This is a genomic window from Cronobacter muytjensii ATCC 51329 (assembly GCF_001277195.1).
In the GTDB taxonomy this organism is placed as follows: Bacteria; Pseudomonadota; Gammaproteobacteria; order Enterobacterales; family Enterobacteriaceae; genus Cronobacter; species Cronobacter muytjensii.
Genome location: NZ_CP012268.1, coordinates 3,063,032 through 3,080,277, shown reverse-complemented (window position 1 = coordinate 3,080,277; position 17,246 = coordinate 3,063,032). Strand labels below are relative to the sequence as shown.

Annotated in this window: 14 protein-coding genes and 1 pseudogene; 7 read left to right on the top strand and 8 right to left on the bottom strand. The window is 59.4% G+C overall.

Annotated elements, in window-relative coordinates; translation table 11 throughout:
* Positions 1–42: 42 nt before the first annotated feature.
* The 3 genes and pseudogenes from AFK63_RS14210 to AFK63_RS20655 form a co-directional block, all read right to left on the bottom strand.
* The gene (locus tag AFK63_RS14210; RefSeq protein WP_236613118.1) at positions 43–636 is read right to left on the bottom strand and encodes a DUF943 family protein; all 594 of its coding nucleotides are present in this window, start codon (positions 634–636) and stop codon (positions 43–45) included.
* On the bottom strand, positions 606–887 hold the full coding sequence (locus AFK63_RS14205; protein ID WP_236613117.1) for a hypothetical protein: 282 nt from the start codon (positions 885–887) through the stop codon (positions 606–608). Before AFK63_RS14205 ends, AFK63_RS14210 begins: the two co-directional genes overlap by 31 nt.
* Positions 838–1,358 (bottom strand): annotated as a pseudogene (locus AFK63_RS20655) (DUF2778 domain-containing protein). Before AFK63_RS20655 ends, AFK63_RS14205 begins: the two are co-directional and overlap by 50 nt.
* Positions 1,359–1,684: 326 nt before the next feature.
* On the opposite strand from AFK63_RS20655, the gene AFK63_RS14200 reads away from it, so the two are divergent.
* The 3 genes from AFK63_RS14200 to gap all read left to right on the top strand — a co-directional run bounded on the left by AFK63_RS14200 (position 1,685) and on the right by gap (position 4,293).
* Positions 1,685–1,981: a hypothetical protein gene (locus AFK63_RS14200; RefSeq protein ID WP_038864542.1), complete on the top strand. Its 297-nt coding sequence runs from the start codon at positions 1,685–1,687 to the stop codon at positions 1,979–1,981.
* A gap of 242 nt (positions 1,982–2,223) precedes the next feature.
* Entirely contained in the window at positions 2,224–3,204 is a 981-nt protein-coding gene (locus AFK63_RS14195; protein WP_038864539.1) for a GlxA family transcriptional regulator, read from the top strand.
* Positions 3,205–3,282: 78 nt separating this feature from the next.
* On the top strand, positions 3,283–4,293 hold the full coding sequence (gap, locus tag AFK63_RS14190) for a type I glyceraldehyde-3-phosphate dehydrogenase (RefSeq protein ID WP_038864537.1): 1,011 nt from the start codon (positions 3,283–3,285) through the stop codon (positions 4,291–4,293).
* 41 nt (positions 4,294–4,334) lie between these two features.
* On the opposite strand, the gene AFK63_RS14185 is transcribed toward gap, so the two are convergent.
* The gene (locus AFK63_RS14185; RefSeq protein ID WP_038864534.1) at positions 4,335–4,739 is read right to left on the bottom strand and encodes a RidA family protein; all 405 of its coding nucleotides are present in this window, start codon (positions 4,737–4,739) and stop codon (positions 4,335–4,337) included.
* Between the two features lie 142 nt (positions 4,740–4,881).
* Between AFK63_RS14185 and AFK63_RS14180 the strand changes: the two genes are divergently transcribed.
* Complete coding sequence (locus tag AFK63_RS14180; protein WP_038864531.1) at positions 4,882–5,469, top strand: TetR/AcrR family transcriptional regulator; 588 nt, start codon at positions 4,882–4,884, stop codon at positions 5,467–5,469.
* A 127-nt stretch (positions 5,470–5,596) separates the two neighbouring features.
* Here AFK63_RS14180 and AFK63_RS14175 read toward each other — a convergent pair whose 3' ends face one another.
* The gene (locus tag AFK63_RS14175; protein ID WP_236613116.1) at positions 5,597–6,400 is read right to left on the bottom strand and encodes a class I SAM-dependent methyltransferase; all 804 of its coding nucleotides are present in this window, start codon (positions 6,398–6,400) and stop codon (positions 5,597–5,599) included.
* Positions 6,401–6,835: 435 nt separating this feature from the next.
* On the opposite strand from AFK63_RS14175, the gene AFK63_RS14170 reads away from it, so the two are divergent.
* Complete coding sequence (locus AFK63_RS14170; RefSeq protein ID WP_038864529.1) at positions 6,836–7,753, top strand: SDR family NAD(P)-dependent oxidoreductase; 918 nt, start codon at positions 6,836–6,838, stop codon at positions 7,751–7,753.
* A 35-nt stretch (positions 7,754–7,788) separates the two neighbouring features.
* Here AFK63_RS14170 and AFK63_RS14165 read toward each other — a convergent pair whose 3' ends face one another.
* The 3 genes from AFK63_RS14165 to AFK63_RS14155 form a co-directional block, all read right to left on the bottom strand.
* Positions 7,789–9,963, bottom strand: coding sequence for a TonB-dependent receptor (locus tag AFK63_RS14165; RefSeq protein WP_038864527.1), 2,175 nt, complete (start codon positions 9,961–9,963; stop codon positions 7,789–7,791).
* Between the two features lie 65 nt (positions 9,964–10,028).
* Positions 10,029–11,105 (bottom strand): YncE family protein, encoded by a 1,077-nt coding sequence (locus AFK63_RS14160; protein ID WP_038864525.1) that lies wholly within the window; start codon positions 11,103–11,105, stop codon positions 10,029–10,031.
* Between the two features lie 240 nt (positions 11,106–11,345).
* A complete protein-coding gene (locus AFK63_RS14155) occupies positions 11,346–12,422 on the bottom strand; it encodes a LacI family DNA-binding transcriptional regulator (protein ID WP_038864523.1) in 1,077 nt (358 codons plus the stop codon).
* A 246-nt stretch (positions 12,423–12,668) separates the two neighbouring features.
* On the opposite strand from AFK63_RS14155, the gene AFK63_RS14150 reads away from it, so the two are divergent.
* Positions 12,669–15,800, top strand: coding sequence for a beta-galactosidase (locus AFK63_RS14150; RefSeq protein ID WP_038864520.1), 3,132 nt, complete (start codon positions 12,669–12,671; stop codon positions 15,798–15,800).
* A 71-nt stretch (positions 15,801–15,871) separates the two neighbouring features.
* Complete coding sequence (locus AFK63_RS14145; protein WP_038864518.1) at positions 15,872–17,137, top strand: oligosaccharide MFS transporter; 1,266 nt, start codon at positions 15,872–15,874, stop codon at positions 17,135–17,137.
* The last annotated feature ends 109 nt before the right edge of the window (positions 17,138–17,246 follow it).

Sequence of the window (17,246 nt, the reverse complement as noted above, 5' to 3'; positions counted from 1 at the left end):
AAAAATGGTTAACCTATTGTGGCATGGGTAAGGGGAGCGCGCTTAAACGTGGGTGCGGTTTGGGAAACGGCGTTGGGATTCTCTCAACGCCTTTACGCGACGTTTGCCTTTAGCGAGTTTGCTGTACTTTTCCGTCTGCCTTTGTAAGTAAATATCGTCATCTATGCGGTCTTCTGTATTGCCGCTTCGGGTTTGACTGACAGACATCAGAATATTTTTATCAATACAGTTACGAGGCGGAGCGATATCCGCGAAGCATAGCCTGTCGGCTTTTCCTTCTTCCTGATCCCCATCGCCCCAAACATAAATATAGATATCTTTGCCATTCAGAGGGTATTTTTCCGCAAGCGTTTTGCCATTTTTTATCCACCAGCCGATTTTTGCTGATGAGGATAGCGGTAAATCGTTAACCAGAATTTGTGCAGTGAATTCGCCATGATGGATGCTCTTAATAGCCACGTTATCATGGTTCAGGTAATTCAAAAGAAAAATGGCGGCATTAATGACAGGAATAATGAAAAGGCAGATTTTTTCACCGGCAATTCCTTTCTGAACCAGGTGCGAAGCGGTGACCAGCATAGCGTAAATGCATGTATTGAGGAGCATCAAACGTTGCGGTGTTTCAGCCGTCGCCATAATGTTTTCACAACAATAAACAGCAGCAGGGCGACTATGAAATCCGCTAACGCCATTAGCAACCACCACAGTTCCTGCGCATTAAGAAAACCTATCCATTCGGCGGTCGCTACCAGACTGTCCGTTTCCTGACGCGTGAGTGGTCGCCAGAAATGAATGGTCGGGATAGTTATCATATAAAGCACACCAAACAGCACTACATTAGCGAGCAGGGCAGAGACTTTCATAAGCCACCACTTCAATTTCTCCATATGTCAGGATCCCTTTACCCATGACGACTTTATTCGTTACCAGTAACGCGTCACGTATTAATGCAAAATCAGAAGAGTGCTGTAGCGTAATACATCCCAATGATAAACCCTGGCCCCCAACAGGATGAAGACGAAAGTTACCGCTTTTACCTCGTTTATCCAGGTATAGTCATCCAGCAGACCATCAGCGCGATATAATGCGAACCATTGAGTATGATCAGAAGGAACGCCCGCTACGCTGTTCCATGCATCTATCACCTGGGTTCTTATTCTTGAACCTGCGCCTCCCTGTGGTCTGTCTACAATCAGATATCGTCCTGGGGGGAATGGGCCTTTGTCGGGTAATGCAACGCATCCACCGCGGTTGCGGTATGTTGAATCTCCTGAAAAAGCCATAAAAGTGCCGACGCCATAGATTAATAGCGGTGAAAAATCAGCATTGTTAATTGTGAATTTCCCAAACAGCGCCAGGGTGATATTCCTCTGTCTGAGTATGCGTAAGATATTGTTCTGGGGCGTGATTAAACCTGAAGCTGACGCGGCGATATTACGTGATTTTTAAGCGGGTTCTGTGTAAGTACCGAGAGTTATTAGCTTTTAGTAAAAACAATAAAGGGGTGCTGTTAGTGGGTTGATTAATAAAAATTGCCATGATGCTCAGTCCGAAAAATAATCTCTCCGGTATGCTTATTCCATGGATTTGCCTCTTTGTTCCGCGCCTCGCTTATTTTTTTCGTACCCGGCGCATTCCGCTTCCCTGTACTACCCTTTATTTTTCACCTGTTGAAGGAGGCACGATGGCAGAGTCGCATCTGATTGATACCCTGGAATTTGGGCCGGAAAACGCGCCTGAGTGTAAATATGAAATTTACGGCGAGGACGACAAACAGCCGCAGTACGCCACGCGGTTTGTGCGCGACGACAGCGGCGAATGGCAGCCGCAGCAGGATCAGCTCCGTTTTGCCGCGCAGCAGGAGCAGCAGGCCGCCAGCAGCACGATGGATTACGGCTACAGCGACGGCGCGCCGGAACTGCGCGACTTACTGGCCGAAGCGAAAGAACACTGCGAGCGCGACTGGCAATCGCGCAAGTAAGGCTTGCCCCGCTGCGCTGGCAGCGGGCACTCACTCTGAAATAACGCGGCCTCACGGCATCACCGCGCCCCGGTTTGCGCCTACTCCATTCCCACTTCGCTGACTTACTTGCGATTCTCCTGATTCCATAGCGGGCTATCCCTGCCTGATAGCGGAGACATCACGCCATCCCATGCTCGAAAAGCGCCACGCAGTAAAGTAACCGTGTTGACTTAATTTGTATAAAGCGTATTTTTCAGGACATGAAAACGATTCTGATCATTGCCCCGGAAGGGGGCATGCTGCTGGAAGCGACCGGCATCGCGGATATCTTTACCCGCGCCAATCAGCTGCGGCCTGCGTCTTCCCCTGAGCCGCATTACCAGGTAACGCTCGCTACCACGCAGCCGCACCACGTCATCCACGGCGCCTCCGGCTTTAAACTGCTGGCAGAGCATCGCCTGTGCGATCTCGCGCCGCAAACGCCGTTCGACACGATCATGGTGACTGGCCGCGGCCTCACGGAAGAGGAGGGCGATCAGGTGGCGCAGTGGCTCGCGCAGGCGGCCCCGTATGCCCGGCGCGTGGTCTCGGTGTGCGGCGGGGCGCTGCTGCTGGCGCAGGCCGGTCTGCTGGACGGGCGGCGGGCCACGACCCACTGGCGGATGCTCGATACGCTCGCCGCGCGTTTTCCGGCGGTGACCGTAGAGCGCGGGCCTATCTATGTGCAGGATGGCGATATCTGGACATCCGCCGGCGTCACGTCGGGCTTTGATCTGACGCTCGCGCTGCTGGAAGAAGACGGCGGGTTTGAGCTGGCGCGCAATGTCGCGCAGGAGCTGGTGATGTACCTGCGCCGCCCCGGCGGGCAGTCGCAGTTCAGCCGCTACCTGCTGACGCAGGCGAAAACGCCCGGCCCGATCCGCGATCTCCAGGGCTGGATCCTCGAGAATCTGGCGCAGGACCTCAGCGTCGAGCGGCTGGCGGAGCACGTGGCGATGAGCCCGCGCAATTTCACCCGCGTCTTTACCCGTGAAACCGGCGTGTCGCCCGCGCGCTATGTCGAAGAGGCGCGCCTTGACGCCGCCCGCCAGCGGCTGGAGCAGGGGAGCGAAAGCGTTGAGCAGGTCGCCACCCTGTGTGGCTTTGGCAACGGCATTAACCTGCGGCGCGTCTTTGAGCGTAACCTGCATCTCACGCCATCGGAATACCGCGAACGCTTCTGCGCCCGCATGCTGGCGTAAAGTGATCTAATATCGTCGTTTACGCCATTTGCCCTCTGTTACACACTCTCTACAGAACGTTAACAGAGGAGCTTTATCATGGTTAAGGTAGGCATTAACGGTTTTGGCCGCATCGGCCGCAACGTATTACGCGCCGCGCTGGGCAATGAGGCGTTTCAGGTGGTGGCGATTAACGATCTCACTGACAGCAAAACCCTGGCGCATCTGCTCAAACATGACTCCCTGCTCGGCACGCTGCCTGCGACTGTAGAGGCGGGCGAGGGCGAGCTTAAGGTTGACGGGCGCGCCGTTCGCGTCTTCTCTGAGCGCGACCCCGGTAATATTCCGTGGAGCAGCGTCGGCGTGGAGATAGTCATCGAAGCTACCGGTTTCTTCACCGATAAAGCCCAGGCCGACGCGCACATCACCAAAGGCGGCGCGAAGCGTGTCATCATCTCGGCACCGGCCAAAAACGACGACCTGACCATCGTGATGGGCGTTAACCATGAGCAGTACGATCCGGCGCAACACCGCGTGGTCAGCAACGGCAGCTGCACCACCAACGGCCTCGCGCCTGCCGCCCAGGTGCTGCATCAGCAGTTCGGCATCCGCCACGGGCTGATGAACACCACGCACGCTTACACTAACAGCCAGGCGCTGCACGATCAGCCCGAGAAAGACCTGCGCGGCGCCCGCGCGGCGGCGCTCTCCATCGTGCCTTACTCCAGCGGCGCGGCGAAGGCGATTGGCAAAGTGATCCCGGAGCTCGACGGCCGCATGACCGGCTACTCGCTGCGCGTGCCGGTACCGGTGGTGTCGATTGTCGATTTAACCGTGACGCTTGAGCGCGACGTGACCGTAGAAGAGGTCAACGCCGCGTTCCTGAACGCCTCGCAGGGCGGGCCGCTGAAAGGCATTCTCGGCTACAGCGATGAACCGCTGGTCTCCAGCGACTACCGCGGCGATCCGCGCTCGTCCATTATCGATGGCCTTTCAACGCTGGTGATTGGCGGCAACATGGTCAAAATCCTCGCCTGGTATGATAACGAGTGGGGCTTTTCAAACCGGCTGGTGGATCTGGCGCTGTTCATGGCGCGCCGCGGCCTGTAACGCGTTGCTGCTGAAAAAGGATGGCTCAGGCCATCCTTTTTTTATGCCCGCGGCGCGTCCGGGATGCGGGCAATCACTTTGATTTCAAAATCAAAACCGGCAAGCCAGGTGACGCCGATGGCGGTCCAGTTCGGGTATGGCGGCTGCGGGAAAATAGCCTGTTTCACCGCCATAATGGTTGGGAACTGGTTTTGCGGATCGGTGTGAAACGTGGTGACATCCACCAGATCGTCAAACGTACAGCCCGCGGCGGCGAGCGTCGCGCGCAGGTTTTCAAAGGCGAGGCGCACCTGGGCGTCGAAATCCGGCTCTGGCGTGCCGTCGGCGCGGCTGCCGACCTGGCCTGAGACAAACAGCAGGTCGCCGGAACGAATGGCGGCGGAGTAGCCGTGTTCTTCATAGAGCGCATGCCGGTTAGCGGGAAAAACGGGTTCACGGGCAATCATAGCGGGTCCTCTTATCGGTCAGGCGCAAGGCGGATGCAACGCGCCGGTTATTGATTTAATATACGTGGCGTATGTGAATAATAATCATACATACGCCGCGTATGTCAATTGAAATACGTAGCGTATGTGAAATGGAGGAGTTATGGCTGCGAGACGCCGCATCGAAACGATGGAAGAAAACCGCGCGAAGCTCATCGCGGCGGCGCGTAAGGCGTTTGCCGAAAAAGGCTTTGCCGCCGCCTCAATGGATGAGCTGACTGCAAGCGTCGGCCTGACGCGCGGCGCGCTGTATCATAATTTCGGCGACAAAAAAGGGCTGCTCGCCGCCGTGGTGGCGCAGGTGGATGGCGAAATGGCGCAGCGCGCGAAGGCGGCTGCCGCAAACGCCGGCGACGACTGGGAAACGCTGCTCGCCGAAGGCGTGGCGTATATCCGGATGGCGCTGGATGAAGAAGTGCGGCGCATCGTGCTGCTGGATGGCCCGGCGTTTCTCGGCGATCCGGCGCAGTGGCCGAGCCAGAACAGCTGTCTTGACGCCACACGCCAGACGGTTATCCGTATGATGGCGCGCGGGATAATCAAACCGGTGGATGCCGACGCCGCCGCGCGGCTGCTGAACGGCGCGGCGCTCAATGCCGCGCTGTGGGTGGCGGCAAACCCCGATCCACAGCAGGCGCTGCCAAAGATGATCGACGCCTTCACGCTGCTGGCAGGCGGCTTGCGCGCCTGATTGGGTTGCGTTTATGCGAAAAAAGGATGGCCGGTGCCATCCTTTTTAGTCAGCGAGACAGAACGAATTAAAGCTTCATCCGCTATTATATTATTAGCCCCGCCGTTCGTGCGGAGCTCTGTCATTTTTACACCGGTTTAACTGAGCATGTTGCTATAAACGTTGGCATATATTTATCAATAAGAAAACGTGGCGCAGGCTGGAAAGCCTCATCGAAACCCGTCAATATCAAACCAGCTTCCAGCTGGCCGCTAATTTGTTCCGCTAACGTATGGCCAAAAACAAAGGCCTCGTTCGTGGCTAGCTTCTTTTCAATTTCTGCTGTACTCAAATCCGTTATATCAGCATAAGGTAAAATGAACGCGGGCTTCATCAAACCACGTTGGGCCAAATCAGGCGAGCGGTCAAAAACAAAGACTACCGGATTATAAAAGCTGCTGAGTAACTTCCCGCCTTTGCGCAGGACACGGAAACATTCGGCCCAAACTTTACGTATGTTCGGTATATACAGATTAGAGATGGGATGAAAAATCAGGTCGAATGACTCATCCTCAAAGGCGGACAAATCCTGCATATCGCCCAGTACTGTTTTTAAGGTCAGGTTGTCGCGTTTCGCAACCCTTTCATCTAAGGCCAGTTGCTCCTTCGAAGCATCAAGGACAACCACTTCCGCGCCAGCCGCTGCCAGCACAGGAGCCTGCTGCCCACCCGCGGCGGCCAGGCACAAAACACGTAGACCGTGCACGTCGTCAAGCCATCCCGCCGGGAGTTCAGCAGGTATAAGTTGTACCCGCCACTGGCCCTGTCGGGCGGCCTGAATGGTTTCCGTTGTCACGGGGCGCGACCAGTCACCATTTTCACGCGCCATGCGATCCCACGCGGCCTGATTGTGAAAATAAATATTATTGAGGGAACAATGAGTCGGCATCATTATCTGTCCTGAGCAAGTTAAAACAATGCCAGACAGTAAAGCACAGAAATTTTTGCTATCTGCTGCTATTAACATTAGCGGCAAGCAGACAAAATGATATGAACGAAAATGTGCATTTACTTCCGGCAAACCAGTAAGTGTTCATAGCACATTAGTTGTTCATTTCAGCAAAACCTCACCAGGCAGGAAGATTATATGAATATGCTTCTGAAATATAATTCCACAACGCTGTTCCTACAAGTCTGATTATAAAATAAAGGTATCTGTCGCTATTAACCTGTTCCCAAACGAAGCGGTTTCAGTTTCATAATTAACTTACAGATTAAAAGGTGCATTTTTTTGCGTTCTGCGCATCCCGGTCCAGACTAAAAGCTGGGCTGCGTCGTCCTGCAAGCCTGCGGCGGCGCGGCAATCTGCTGATAAAAGGGGGCCGGTATGTCTGAAGAAAGAATGATCAATACCACCATCGTCATCACCGGGGCGTCGAGCGGCTTTGGGCGCGGGGCCGCGCTGGCGCTCGCTAAACGCGGCGCGAATGTGGTGCTGGCGGCGCGACGGGGCGAAGCGCTGGAGGCGCTGGCGCAGGAGATCAACGCCGGTGGCGGCCACGCGCTGGCGGTGGAGACGGATGTCAGCCAGCCGGATCAGGTGGAGCGTCTGGCGCAGGCGGCGATCGCGCGCTTCGGGCCGATTAATATCTGGATCAATAACGTCGGCATTGGGGCGCTCGGCTGGTTCTGGGAGATCCCGGTGGCCGATCACGAACGGCTGGTGGACGTAAACCTCAAAGGCGTCATCTATGGCGCACACGTAGCGGTAAAACATTTTATTGCCCAGGGCTTCGGCGTGCTGATCAACACCGGCTCCGTGGACAGCGAAGTGCCGCTCGCGTTTCAGTCGAGCTACGCCGCCACCAAAGCCGCGGTGCTGAGCCTCGGGCGCACCATCAACGAAGAGCTGCGGCTCAATGACTATAACGACATTAAAGTGGCGACCATCATGCCGTGGGCGGTCGATACGCCGTGGTGGACCCACGCCGCCAACTATACCGGCCACGCGCCGCGCATGGCCGCGATGGATTCCCCGGAAAAAGTGATCGACGCCATAGTGAAAGCCTGCTTCAAACCGGAAGAGGAGATCCCGGTGGGCTGGAAGGCGCGCTCGTCTAACCTGTCGCACCACCTGTTCCCGGATATGACTGAGAAACTCTCGGCGAAGGTGATTAACCGTTCAGTGGAGAAAGCGCAGCCGCTGGCCCCGACGACCGGCGCTATCTATACGCCTATGGCCGACACCACCACCATTGACGGCGGCATCCGCGCTCGAATGAAGCAGGAAGATAAAGCGCGCTGAGCGTGCAACCCGCCGGAAGGCCCGGCGGGTGCGGCTTAAAAGTCGTAGCTCATGGAGAGTTTCAGCGTGCGCGGTTTGCCCTGATAGAGGTAAATGCCGCTGCTTTCCACGGTCGACCAGTATTTCTCATTGGTGACGTTATCGACGCCCGCGCGCCACGTCACGGTATTCTGCTGATCGTTAAGCGTCATGCGGTAACGCACGCCGAGATCGAGCGTGGTGAAGTCGTCCAGCTTGCGGGTGTTGGCGGCGTTAGCGTACTGCGCGCCGGTGTGGTTCACCCAGGCGCTGGCGGTCAGCCCCTCGACTGGCGCGATATCCACCTCGCCGCCCACGCGCATCGCGAAGCGCGGCACCCCGACGGCGTCGTTACCGTCATTCACGCCGTCTTTGGTGCGGGTCATTTGTGGGGCAATCCAGGTGGCGCTGGCGTTCAGGCGCAGCCCCAGCACCGGCTCGCCGAACAGGTTCAGCTCCACGCCGCGGTTGCGCTGCTCGCCGCTGAGGGCGTAGATATTCGTGACGCTGTCCTGGGTGGCGACGGGCTTTTTGATTTCAAAGGCGGTCAGGGTGCCGCCAAGCCGCCCGAAATCTACCTTCACGCCCGCTTCATTCTGTTTTGAATGCAGAATGCCGGTGCTCTCGCCGTAGTTGGCGGCGGTCGACGGCGCGCTGCCGCCAGGCTCCAGCGACTCAGTATGGTTGGCGTAGAGCGATACCTGTTCGGTTGGCTTGTAGACGATGCCATAGGTCGGCATCCAGCGGCTGTCGTTAAACCGTGAATCACGCGTCTCATCGCCAGTTTTGGCGCTGTATTTGCGCACCACCACTTTCTGGTGGCGCGCGGCCACCGTCAGCAGCACGCGGTCATCCAGCACGCCCAGCGTATCGCTCAGCAGCCAGCCCTGGGTGCGCGAGCGCCCGGTGGTCGGCGGCGAGCCATAGTTACCGCTGAAGCTGGCGTTGGGCGGACGGCCCACGTCTGGCGGGTCATAAATATTCACCGCCCGGGTGGTTTTCGCCATGCGCCAGGAGGTCGCGTCGCGGCGCGCGATGGCCGAATACCCCACATTCACCTGATGCGAAATAAACCCGGTGTCGAAGCGCCCGCGCACGCCGCCCATCCCGCTGAAATTATCATTAATGCGGTTGGTATCCATGCGGCCCATCGTGGCGTCGCCAGCGGCGTTGATCAGCCGCGGCGTGGCGTACAGCCCTTTCTCGTGGCTATGCTGGCCGCCGAGGCCGCCATAGAGCGTCCAGTCGTCGGTGAGCGCATACTCAGCGCGCGCCATGCCGAACTGGCTTTCGAGATCGCTGTAAACCCAGTCCTGGCTGTAGTTCTGCGTCGCTTTCGGCACGGCCGGGATGAAATCGACGTTGCGAATATCCACTCCAATCCGCCCGCCGTGGAAGCCCTGCTTCTGGTAGCCGAGATCGAGCGAGGTTTTCAGCCGGTCGCCTTTGTAATCGAGGCCGACGGAGGCAAAGGTGGTGCGGCGCTTTTCGTTATCCACCGCCGTCTCGCCCTCGCGCTGCACCAGGTTTACGCGCGCGCCGAACTGCTCCGCGTCGCCGAAACGTCGCCCGGCATCCAGCGTGACGCCCGCCTGGCTTGCGGAGGTGTAGTCAACGCCAAGACGGGTGAGCGGCAGGTCGTCGGCATGTTTCGGCTCAAGGTTGATAACGCCGCCCACGCCGGTGGTGGACGCGCCGTTCACCAGCGCGTTGGCCCCTTTGAAGATCTCGATGCGGTCGACCATCGCCATCTCCACCACCTGACGCGGCATCACCCCGCCAAGGCCGCTAAAGGTCATGTCGTCGCCTTCAAGCGCAAAGCCGCGAATACGGTACGTCTCCTGGAAGTTGCCGTAGCCCTGCACGTTCTGCACGCCCGCATCGTTACGCACCACGTCGGCGACGGTGCGCGCCTGCTGATCTTCCACAAGCTTTGAGGTAAAGCTGATGACGTTAAAAGGCACATCCATCGCGCGCTGCTCGCCGAGCATGCCGAGTCGGCCGCCGTGCGCCACCTGGCCATCCAGATAAGCGGGCGGGGGCGTGTCGCCGCCCGGCGTAAATGCCTCGCCGGCGGCCTGTACCACGATAGTCTCTTCCGCCTGCGCATCGGCGCTGGCGGCCTGCGCGTAAGACGCGGCGCAGCCCACGGCCATCGCCAGCAGCGTTTTGCGTAACGTTACGTGTCTCATCCCCGAGGTTGTCCTGTCGTTATTCTTGTAAGGAAAAAGGGCCCCTTGCCGGGCCCGTAAAGCGGTTATTTCAGGTCGATGCGCACCACGTGCTCCGGCCCTTTAGTTGAGTGATCTTTATTAAACGGCTGTTTGACGGTGACCCACAGCGTCTGGCCGTCTTGTGAGAGCAGCAGGCTGTTCGGGTTCGGCGGCAGATCCCACTCTTTTTTCACTTTGTAAGTGGTGGCATCGAGGCTCAGTAGTTTTCCGCCGTCGCGCCGGGTGAGGTAGATCTCCTGGCGCTGCGGGTTGAATTTCACCGCCAGCGAATCGCCCACGTCGAGCTGTTTGATGACGTCGCCGCTGCGGATATCCAGCGCCAGCGTGGTTTTCGCTTTGGAGTTGTCGGTAACAAACAGACGGCCGGTCGCCGGATCTTCCGCCATGTTCAGCAGCAGCGCCGGTTTATCGCCGAGCGGTTTCCAGCGCTTTTCGATGCGCTGCGTGGTCGGGTTGATAACGAGAATTTCGCCGCCGCCGTTTGCCGCATACAGCCGTTGCGTGACAGAGGAGAAGTGCAGGCCGGTCACCCATTTGCCCGCGTTTTTGATGCGTTTTTTAAGCTTCAGCGTTTTCGCGTCGACGACCCAGATCACCGCCGGATCGGCGACGGCACCGACATACAGCAGGCCGTCGTGCCAGAGAATTTCACGCGCGCCGGACGGGAAGCCTTTCTCGTTACGCTCGCCAAACAGCAGACGACCGGTGATTTTCCCGGTGGCGGCGTCGAGCGCGCTGATGCCGCCATCCAGCGAGTTGGTCACCCAAATCGTTTTACCTTGCGGATCGGTGGTCATGCCGAAGTTTTTCAGGTCGGTATGCGTTTCGCCGAGAGTTTTCAGCGACGCGGGATCGAGCTTGTAGATAACGCCGCCCTGAACATCTTTAAACGACTGTGCCGTGGCGACGTAAAGCGCGTGGGTCGTCGGGCTTAGCGCCATCTCATAGACGCCGTAAGCGAGCTCGCGCTTCACGAGGTTATCAGGCTGGGTTTGCGCGGCGGGAGCCGGAGAGGTGGCCTGCGCGGGGGATGGTTGTGTCGCGCAGCCGCTAAGGGCGAGCGCCACCAGCAGCGCCAGGGCGCCAGTCTTGTGGTTCATCAGACAACTCCATTTGGTTTAACGTATTGTTATAAAACGCAAAAGGGGAGTTCGCCCGCCGTCTGCGCCAGCGGTTCCTGCCATAAACTGAAACACCCTTTCACAGAAGCTGCAAATGTTACTAATAATCATTTGCAATTGAAAGCAAAAATCATCGGCGTGAAAAGGCGGCTAAAAAGCAGGGAAATGCGCTAAAAAGGCGGGATAATAAGCAATGCCGGCAGGAGGGCCGGCGTGGCGTTAACAGTCTCGCAGCGCCTGAACGAGGCGCGCCATCTCGTCGAGCAGGCGCTCGCGGTCGGCGCGGCGATCGCGCAGCGGGGCGGTAGAGCGGCGTTCAATAAAGCGCGTCGGCAGCAGCGTTGAGCCGCCGTCGCCATGGCCGGTGAGGCGCGCCACCATCCGGCGCACCGACTCCGCGCCAAGGCGGTTGAAATCCTGCTCGACGGTAGTGAGCGGCGGAATGAAATAGGCGCTGTCCGGCGTGTCGTCATAGCCAATCACCGAGACATCCTGCGGCACGCGCAGGCCGAGCTCGTCCAGCGCGCTCATCGCGCCGAAAGCCATCTGATCGTTTGCCACCAGCAGCGCGGTAATGTCGCGCCGCGTGCGGAACAGGCTGAGCGTCTGCTGCCAGGCATCCTTTGAACTCCAGTCGCCGTGCAGCAGCGCGCAGGCGCGCAGGCCGCGCTCCGCCAGTACGGCCTGCCAGCAGGCGAGACGCATTGAGGAGGCGACCGAGTGCGCGGGCCCCGCGAGCAGCGCGACCTGCTGATGTCCGGCATTGAGCAAAAATTCCGCGCTCTGACGCGAGCCGTCGCGCGGATCAAAGCTCACGTGAAACACGTCGCTGTCGGCGGGCACGTCGAGAAACTGGCAGAGCAGATCGCTGTTTTGCGCCGCGAGTGTCGCCGCGGCGTCAGCCCCGAGCGGCAGGTTGATAATGACACCATCCACTTTCTGCGCGCGCATTTCGTTTAGCGAGCGTTGCAATTCCTCCAGCGTGCCGGTTTCCAGGGTGGCGATCACCACGCTGTAGCCCGCCCGCGCGGCGTGGCTTTTGATGGCGGCGGCGATCTGCGACGGCGCATGGAGCGCCAGCGAGACGGTAATAAAACCGAGCGTGCGGGTGGCTTTGCCGGCCAGCAGCTGCGCGTTGCGGTTCGGCACAAACTGCAACGCCTCCATCGCCTCCAGCACCCGCTGGCGGGTGGCGGGCGACACCAGCGCCGGTTTGTTAAGCACGCGCGATACCGTCTGGTGCGATACCCCGGCCTTCCGCGCCACGTCATCCAGCGTGCTGAGTCGTTTTTTCATCGCCTTTCCTCTGCGTCTCGTCGGCGCAATCATCGGCGATGGCGGCGGCGAAAGTCAATTTCTGGCGCGAAATGTCTAGCGCTAACATTGGTGGTGTGACGTTGATCTCACTTCTCGATCCATCCACCGCAGGGATGTGATCCGGGGTCGCATTCTGAAAAGCCGCTATTCGCCATTTTTACGCTTTCCCGCCATGCTGATTACCAATGTTAGCGCACGACATTTTTTGATTTACAGGGAAAACTCATGACAGAAAACCCCACCACGACCGCTTTTAACGAGCTCCAGACGCGCCCGCTGGCGACCATTCTCGCCCGCAATGACTGGCAGAACCCGGCCATCACCAGCGTCAACCGCCTGCCGTCCCATACGCCGCTACACGGCTGGCGCGACGCCTGCCAGGCGCGCCGGGGCGAAACCTCCGACGCCGTGCTGTCGCTCGACGGCGAGTGGCAGTTCAGCTTTTTCACCAGCCCTCAGCAGGTGCCGGACGTCTGGCTGGCGGCCGATTTGAGCGACGCCTGCGCAACCAGGGTGCCGTCGAACTGGCAGATGGAAGGCTACGACACGCCGATCTACACCAACGTGCGTTACCCGATCCCGGTGAACCCGCCGTTTGTGCCGGACGAAAACCCGACTGGCTGCTATTCGCGCGATATCGACGTGCCGCAGGCGTGGCTGGAGGCGGGCCGCACGCGCATCATCTTCGGCGGCGTGAATTCGGCGTTTTATCTCTGGTGTAACGGGCAGTGGGTGGGGTACTCCCAGGACAGCCGCCTGCCGGCGGAGTTCGATCTCACCGACGTGCTGCATGCGGGCCGCAACCGCCTGTGCGTGCTGGTGTTGCGCTGGTCGGACGGCAGCTATCTTGAAGATCAGGATATGTGGCGCATGAGCGGCATTTTCCGCCCGGTCAGCCTGCTGCATCTCCCGGAGCAGGCCTTCGCGGACGTGCGCGTTCACACCGAGCTTGCGCCATCGCTGCGCCACGCCACGCTGTTTAGCGAGGTGGAAGTCACGCCCGCCGCGCGCGGGCTTGGCGTCAGCCTGGCGCTGTGGCACGGCGACACCGAAGTGGCGAGCCAGACGCGGCCGCTCGGCTCAGCCCCCATTGATGAACGCGGTAACTACCCGGAGCGCGTAACGCTCTCGCTCGACGTTGACAACCCGCTGCTCTGGAGCGCCGAAGCGCCGCATCTCTACCGCGCGGTGGTCACGCTGCTTGACGCCGACGGTATGCCGCTGGTTTCTGAGGCGCACGACGTCGGCTTTCGTCGCGTGGAAATCCACAATGGCCTGCTGACGCTCAACGGCCAGCCGCTGCTTATTCGCGGCGTGAACCGCCACGAGCACCACCCGGAGAAAGGCCAGGCGGTGGATGAGGCGGCGATGGTGCAGGACATCCTGCTGATGAAGCAGAACAACTTTAACGCTGTGCGCTGCTCCCACTATCCTAACCAGCCGCGCTGGTATGAACTGTGCAGCCGCTACGGGCTTTACGTGGTGGATGAAGCGAATATCGAAACCCACGGCATGGAGCCGATGAGCCGCCTGTCTGACGATCCGGTCTGGCTTGGCGCGTACAGCGAGCGCGTCACCCGGATGGTGAAATGCAACCGTAACCATCCGAGCATTATTATCTGGTCGCTCGGCAATGAGTCCGGCAATGGGGCCACCCACACCGCGCTCTACAACTGGATCAAGCATCAGGACCCGACCCGCCCGGTGCAGTATGAAGGCGGCGGGGCGGATACCCGCGCCACCGATATCATCTGCCCGATGTATGCCCGCGTGGAGACCGACCAGCTCATCCCGGCGGTGCCGAAGTGGTCGATTAAAAAATGGATTTCCATGCCCGGCGAAACCCGCCCGCTCATTCTGTGCGAATACGCCCACGCGATGGGCAACAGCCTCGGCAACTTCGCCGACTACTGGGCCGCGTTCCGCCAGTATCCGCGTCTGCAGGGCGGGTTTATCTGGGACTGGGCCGACCAGGCCATCACGCGCGTGGAGCCGGACGGCAGCCGCTGGTGGGCCTACGGCGGCGATTTTGGCGACACGCCGAACGACCGCCAGTTCTGCATGAACGGGCTGGTCTTCCCGGACCGCACGCCGCACCCGGCGCTCTTTGAGGCGAAGCATCAGCAGCAGTTCTTCCAGTTCCGGCTGGTGAGCGAAAGCCCGCTGCAAATCGAAGTGACCAGCGAATACCTGTTCCGCGACAGCGACAACGAGCGCCTGGTCTGGAGCGTCGAAGTGCGCGGTGAAGCGCGCATCAGCGGTGAAACCGTGCTGGAGCTTGGCCCGCAGGCGAGCCGCGTGCTGACGCTCAGCGAAGACGGGTTTACCGCCAGGGCGGGTGACGACGCCATCTGGCTGCACGTGCGCGTTGAACAGCCGCAGGCGACGGCGTGGTCCCCGGAGGGGCATCTCAGCGCCTGGGCGCAGTGGCCGCTTGCCGCGCCGCTCGCGCTGCCCGAGCCGCCGGCTGCGGGCGATGCGCCGCAGCTTGATATCACCGACGCGGAATTTGTCATCCGCCACGGGCGTCAGACATGGCGCGTCAGCCGCGCCAGCGGTCAGCTCACCCAGTGGAGCGACGACGGCGTCGATCAGTTGCTGACGCCGCTTGCCGATCAGTTTATTCGCGCGCCGCTTGATAACGATATCGGCGTCAGCGAAGTGGAACGCATCGACCCGAACGCCTGGGTGGAGCGCTGGAAGGCGGCCGGGCTGTATGAGACTGAGCATCGCTGCCTGGTCTGCTGCGCGCAAACCATCCGCGAGGGCGTGGAAGTGCGCGCGCAACATGCGTATTTCGCACGCGGCCTGGCGGACGGCCCGGCGATCCTCAGCCGCTGGCGCATGGTGGTGGATAACCAGGGCGCGCTGCACTGCGATATCGATGTCGAGCGCAGCCCGGCGCTGCCGCCGCTGCCGCGCGTGGGCGTCGTCTGCCAGCTGCGCGGCGGCGAAGAAACCGCAAGCTGGCTCGGCCTCGGCCCGCATGAAAACTACCCGGACCGCCTGAACAGCGCCTGCTTCTCGCGCTGGACGCTGCCGCTCGCGGAGCTCTCCACGCCGTATATCTTCCCGAGCGAAAACGGCCTGCGTTGCAACACCCGCGAGCTGAGCTGGAACGGCTGGCAGGCCGAGGGCGAGTTTCATTTCTCACTCAGCCCCTATGGCACCCGTCAGCTAATGGAGACCAGCCACTGGCATAAATTGCAGCCGGAGGCGGGCGTCTGGCTGACGCTTGACGGCTTCCATATGGGCGTCGGCGGGGACGACTCCTGGACGCCGAGTGTCCACCCGGAGTATCTGCTGACCGCGCGGGAATACTGCTACCGCTTTACCCTGCGCAGACGGCAAGGCTGACAGGGCGCGACCGCCGGGGCGCGCCCCGGCTTTTACAACAAAAACAGCCTTATTAACCCTGAAGGTGAAAGATGAATAAGCCTGCCCTGACCCCGGTTGAAAGACAGAACTTCATATTCTTTTTGCTGTTCTTCTTTTTCTACTACTTCATTATGTCGGCCTATTTTCCGTTCTTTCCGGTGTGGCTCGCGGATGTCGCCCATCTGAATAAAACGGATACCGGGATCGTCTTCTCGTGCATCTCGCTGTTCGCGATTATCTTCCAGCCGGTGTTCGGGCTGGTCTCCGATAAGCTCGGGCTGCGTAAGCATCTGCTGTGGACGATAACCGGGCTGCTGGTGCTGTTTGCGCCGTTTTTTATCTTTGTGCTCAAACCGCTGCTGGCGTTTAACATCTGGGTCGGGGCGTTTGTCGGCGGCTGCTATCTCGGCATCGTATTTTCGAGCGGCTCAGGCGCCGTGGAGGCTTATATTGAGCGCGTAAGCCGCGCCAATAACTTCGAATATGGCAAAGTGCGCGTTTCCGGCTGCGTGGGCTGGGCGCTGTGCGCCTCGATGACCGGCATGCTGTTTGGCGTGAACCCTAATATCATCTTCTGGGTGGCCTCGGCTTGCGCGCTGATTCTGGCAGGCGTGCTCTGGTTCTCGCGCCCGGCAGGAGAGAGCGGCAACCTGATCTCCGGCACCCAGGAAACCAGCCAGGCCTTCTCAATGAAGCTGGTGGGCGAGCTGTTCAGAATGCGAAGCTTCTGGGCGTTCATCATTTACGTGGTGGGCGTGGCGAGCGTCTATGATGTCTTCGACCAGCAGTTTGCCAACTTCTTCAAAGGCTTTTTCTCAAGCCCGGAGCGCGGCACGCAAATTTTCGGTTTTGTCACCACCGGCGGCGAACTGCTCAACGCCACCGTGATGTTCTTCACGCCGTTTATTATTAACCGCATCGGCAGCAAAAACGCGCTGCTGATAGCAGGCGCGATTATGTCGATGCGCATTATCGGCTCGTCGTTCGCCACCGCTGACTGGCAGGTTATCGTGCTGAAAACGCTGCACATGTTCGAGCTGCCGTTCCTGCTGGTGGGCACCTTTAAATACATTTCGGCGGTATTTGACCCGCGGCTTTCAGCCACGCTGTTCCTGGTGGGCTTTAACCTCTCTAAACAGCTTTCGGGCGTCGTGCTCTCCACCTGGGCGGGGCGGATGTATGACACGGTGGGCTTCCAGCAGACTTATCTGGTGCTGGGGCTGATTACGCTTGGGTTTACCGTTATCTCCATCTTTACGCTTCAGGGGCGACCGCGCCCGGCGCTTGAGAAATCGCCCAATTCTTCTCTCGCCTGACGCCCGCGCCCTCCACGGGGGAGCCTGGCTCCCCCGCCATTCCCCTGAATGAATAAATTGCATGGCATTGATGTCAGAAATCTGTCCATTTATGGAAGAGCGGCGGGCC

Bases quoted from the DNA above. Each gene is read 5' to 3' on its own strand.
- AFK63_RS14165 (WP_038864527.1), bottom strand. From the start codon at position 9,963: ATGAGACACGTAACGTTACGCAAAACGCTGCTGGCGATGGCCGTGGGC.
- AFK63_RS14170 (WP_038864529.1), top strand. From the start codon at position 6,836: ATGTCTGAAGAAAGAATGATCAATACCACCATCGTCATCACCGGGGCG.
- AFK63_RS14150 (WP_038864520.1), top strand. From the start codon at position 12,669: ATGACAGAAAACCCCACCACGACCGCTTTTAACGAGCTCCAGACGCGC.
- AFK63_RS14175 (WP_236613116.1), bottom strand. From the start codon at position 6,400: ATGATGCCGACTCATTGTTCCCTCAATAATATTTATTTTCACAATCAG.
- AFK63_RS14200 (WP_038864542.1), top strand. From the start codon at position 1,685: ATGGCAGAGTCGCATCTGATTGATACCCTGGAATTTGGGCCGGAAAAC.
- AFK63_RS14185 (WP_038864534.1), bottom strand. From the start codon at position 4,739: ATGATTGCCCGTGAACCCGTTTTTCCCGCTAACCGGCATGCGCTCTAT.
- AFK63_RS14210 (WP_236613118.1), bottom strand. From the start codon at position 636: ATGGCGACGGCTGAAACACCGCAACGTTTGATGCTCCTCAATACATGC.
- AFK63_RS14155 (WP_038864523.1), bottom strand. From the start codon at position 12,422: ATGAAAAAACGACTCAGCACGCTGGATGACGTGGCGCGGAAGGCCGGG.
- AFK63_RS14160 (WP_038864525.1), bottom strand. From the start codon at position 11,105: ATGAACCACAAGACTGGCGCCCTGGCGCTGCTGGTGGCGCTCGCCCTT.
- AFK63_RS14195 (WP_038864539.1), top strand. From the start codon at position 2,224: ATGAAAACGATTCTGATCATTGCCCCGGAAGGGGGCATGCTGCTGGAA.
- AFK63_RS14205 (WP_236613117.1), bottom strand. From the start codon at position 887: ATGGAGAAATTGAAGTGGTGGCTTATGAAAGTCTCTGCCCTGCTCGCT.
- AFK63_RS14145 (WP_038864518.1), top strand. From the start codon at position 15,872: ATGAATAAGCCTGCCCTGACCCCGGTTGAAAGACAGAACTTCATATTC.
- AFK63_RS14180 (WP_038864531.1), top strand. From the start codon at position 4,882: ATGGCTGCGAGACGCCGCATCGAAACGATGGAAGAAAACCGCGCGAAG.
- gap (WP_038864537.1), top strand. From the start codon at position 3,283: ATGGTTAAGGTAGGCATTAACGGTTTTGGCCGCATCGGCCGCAACGTA.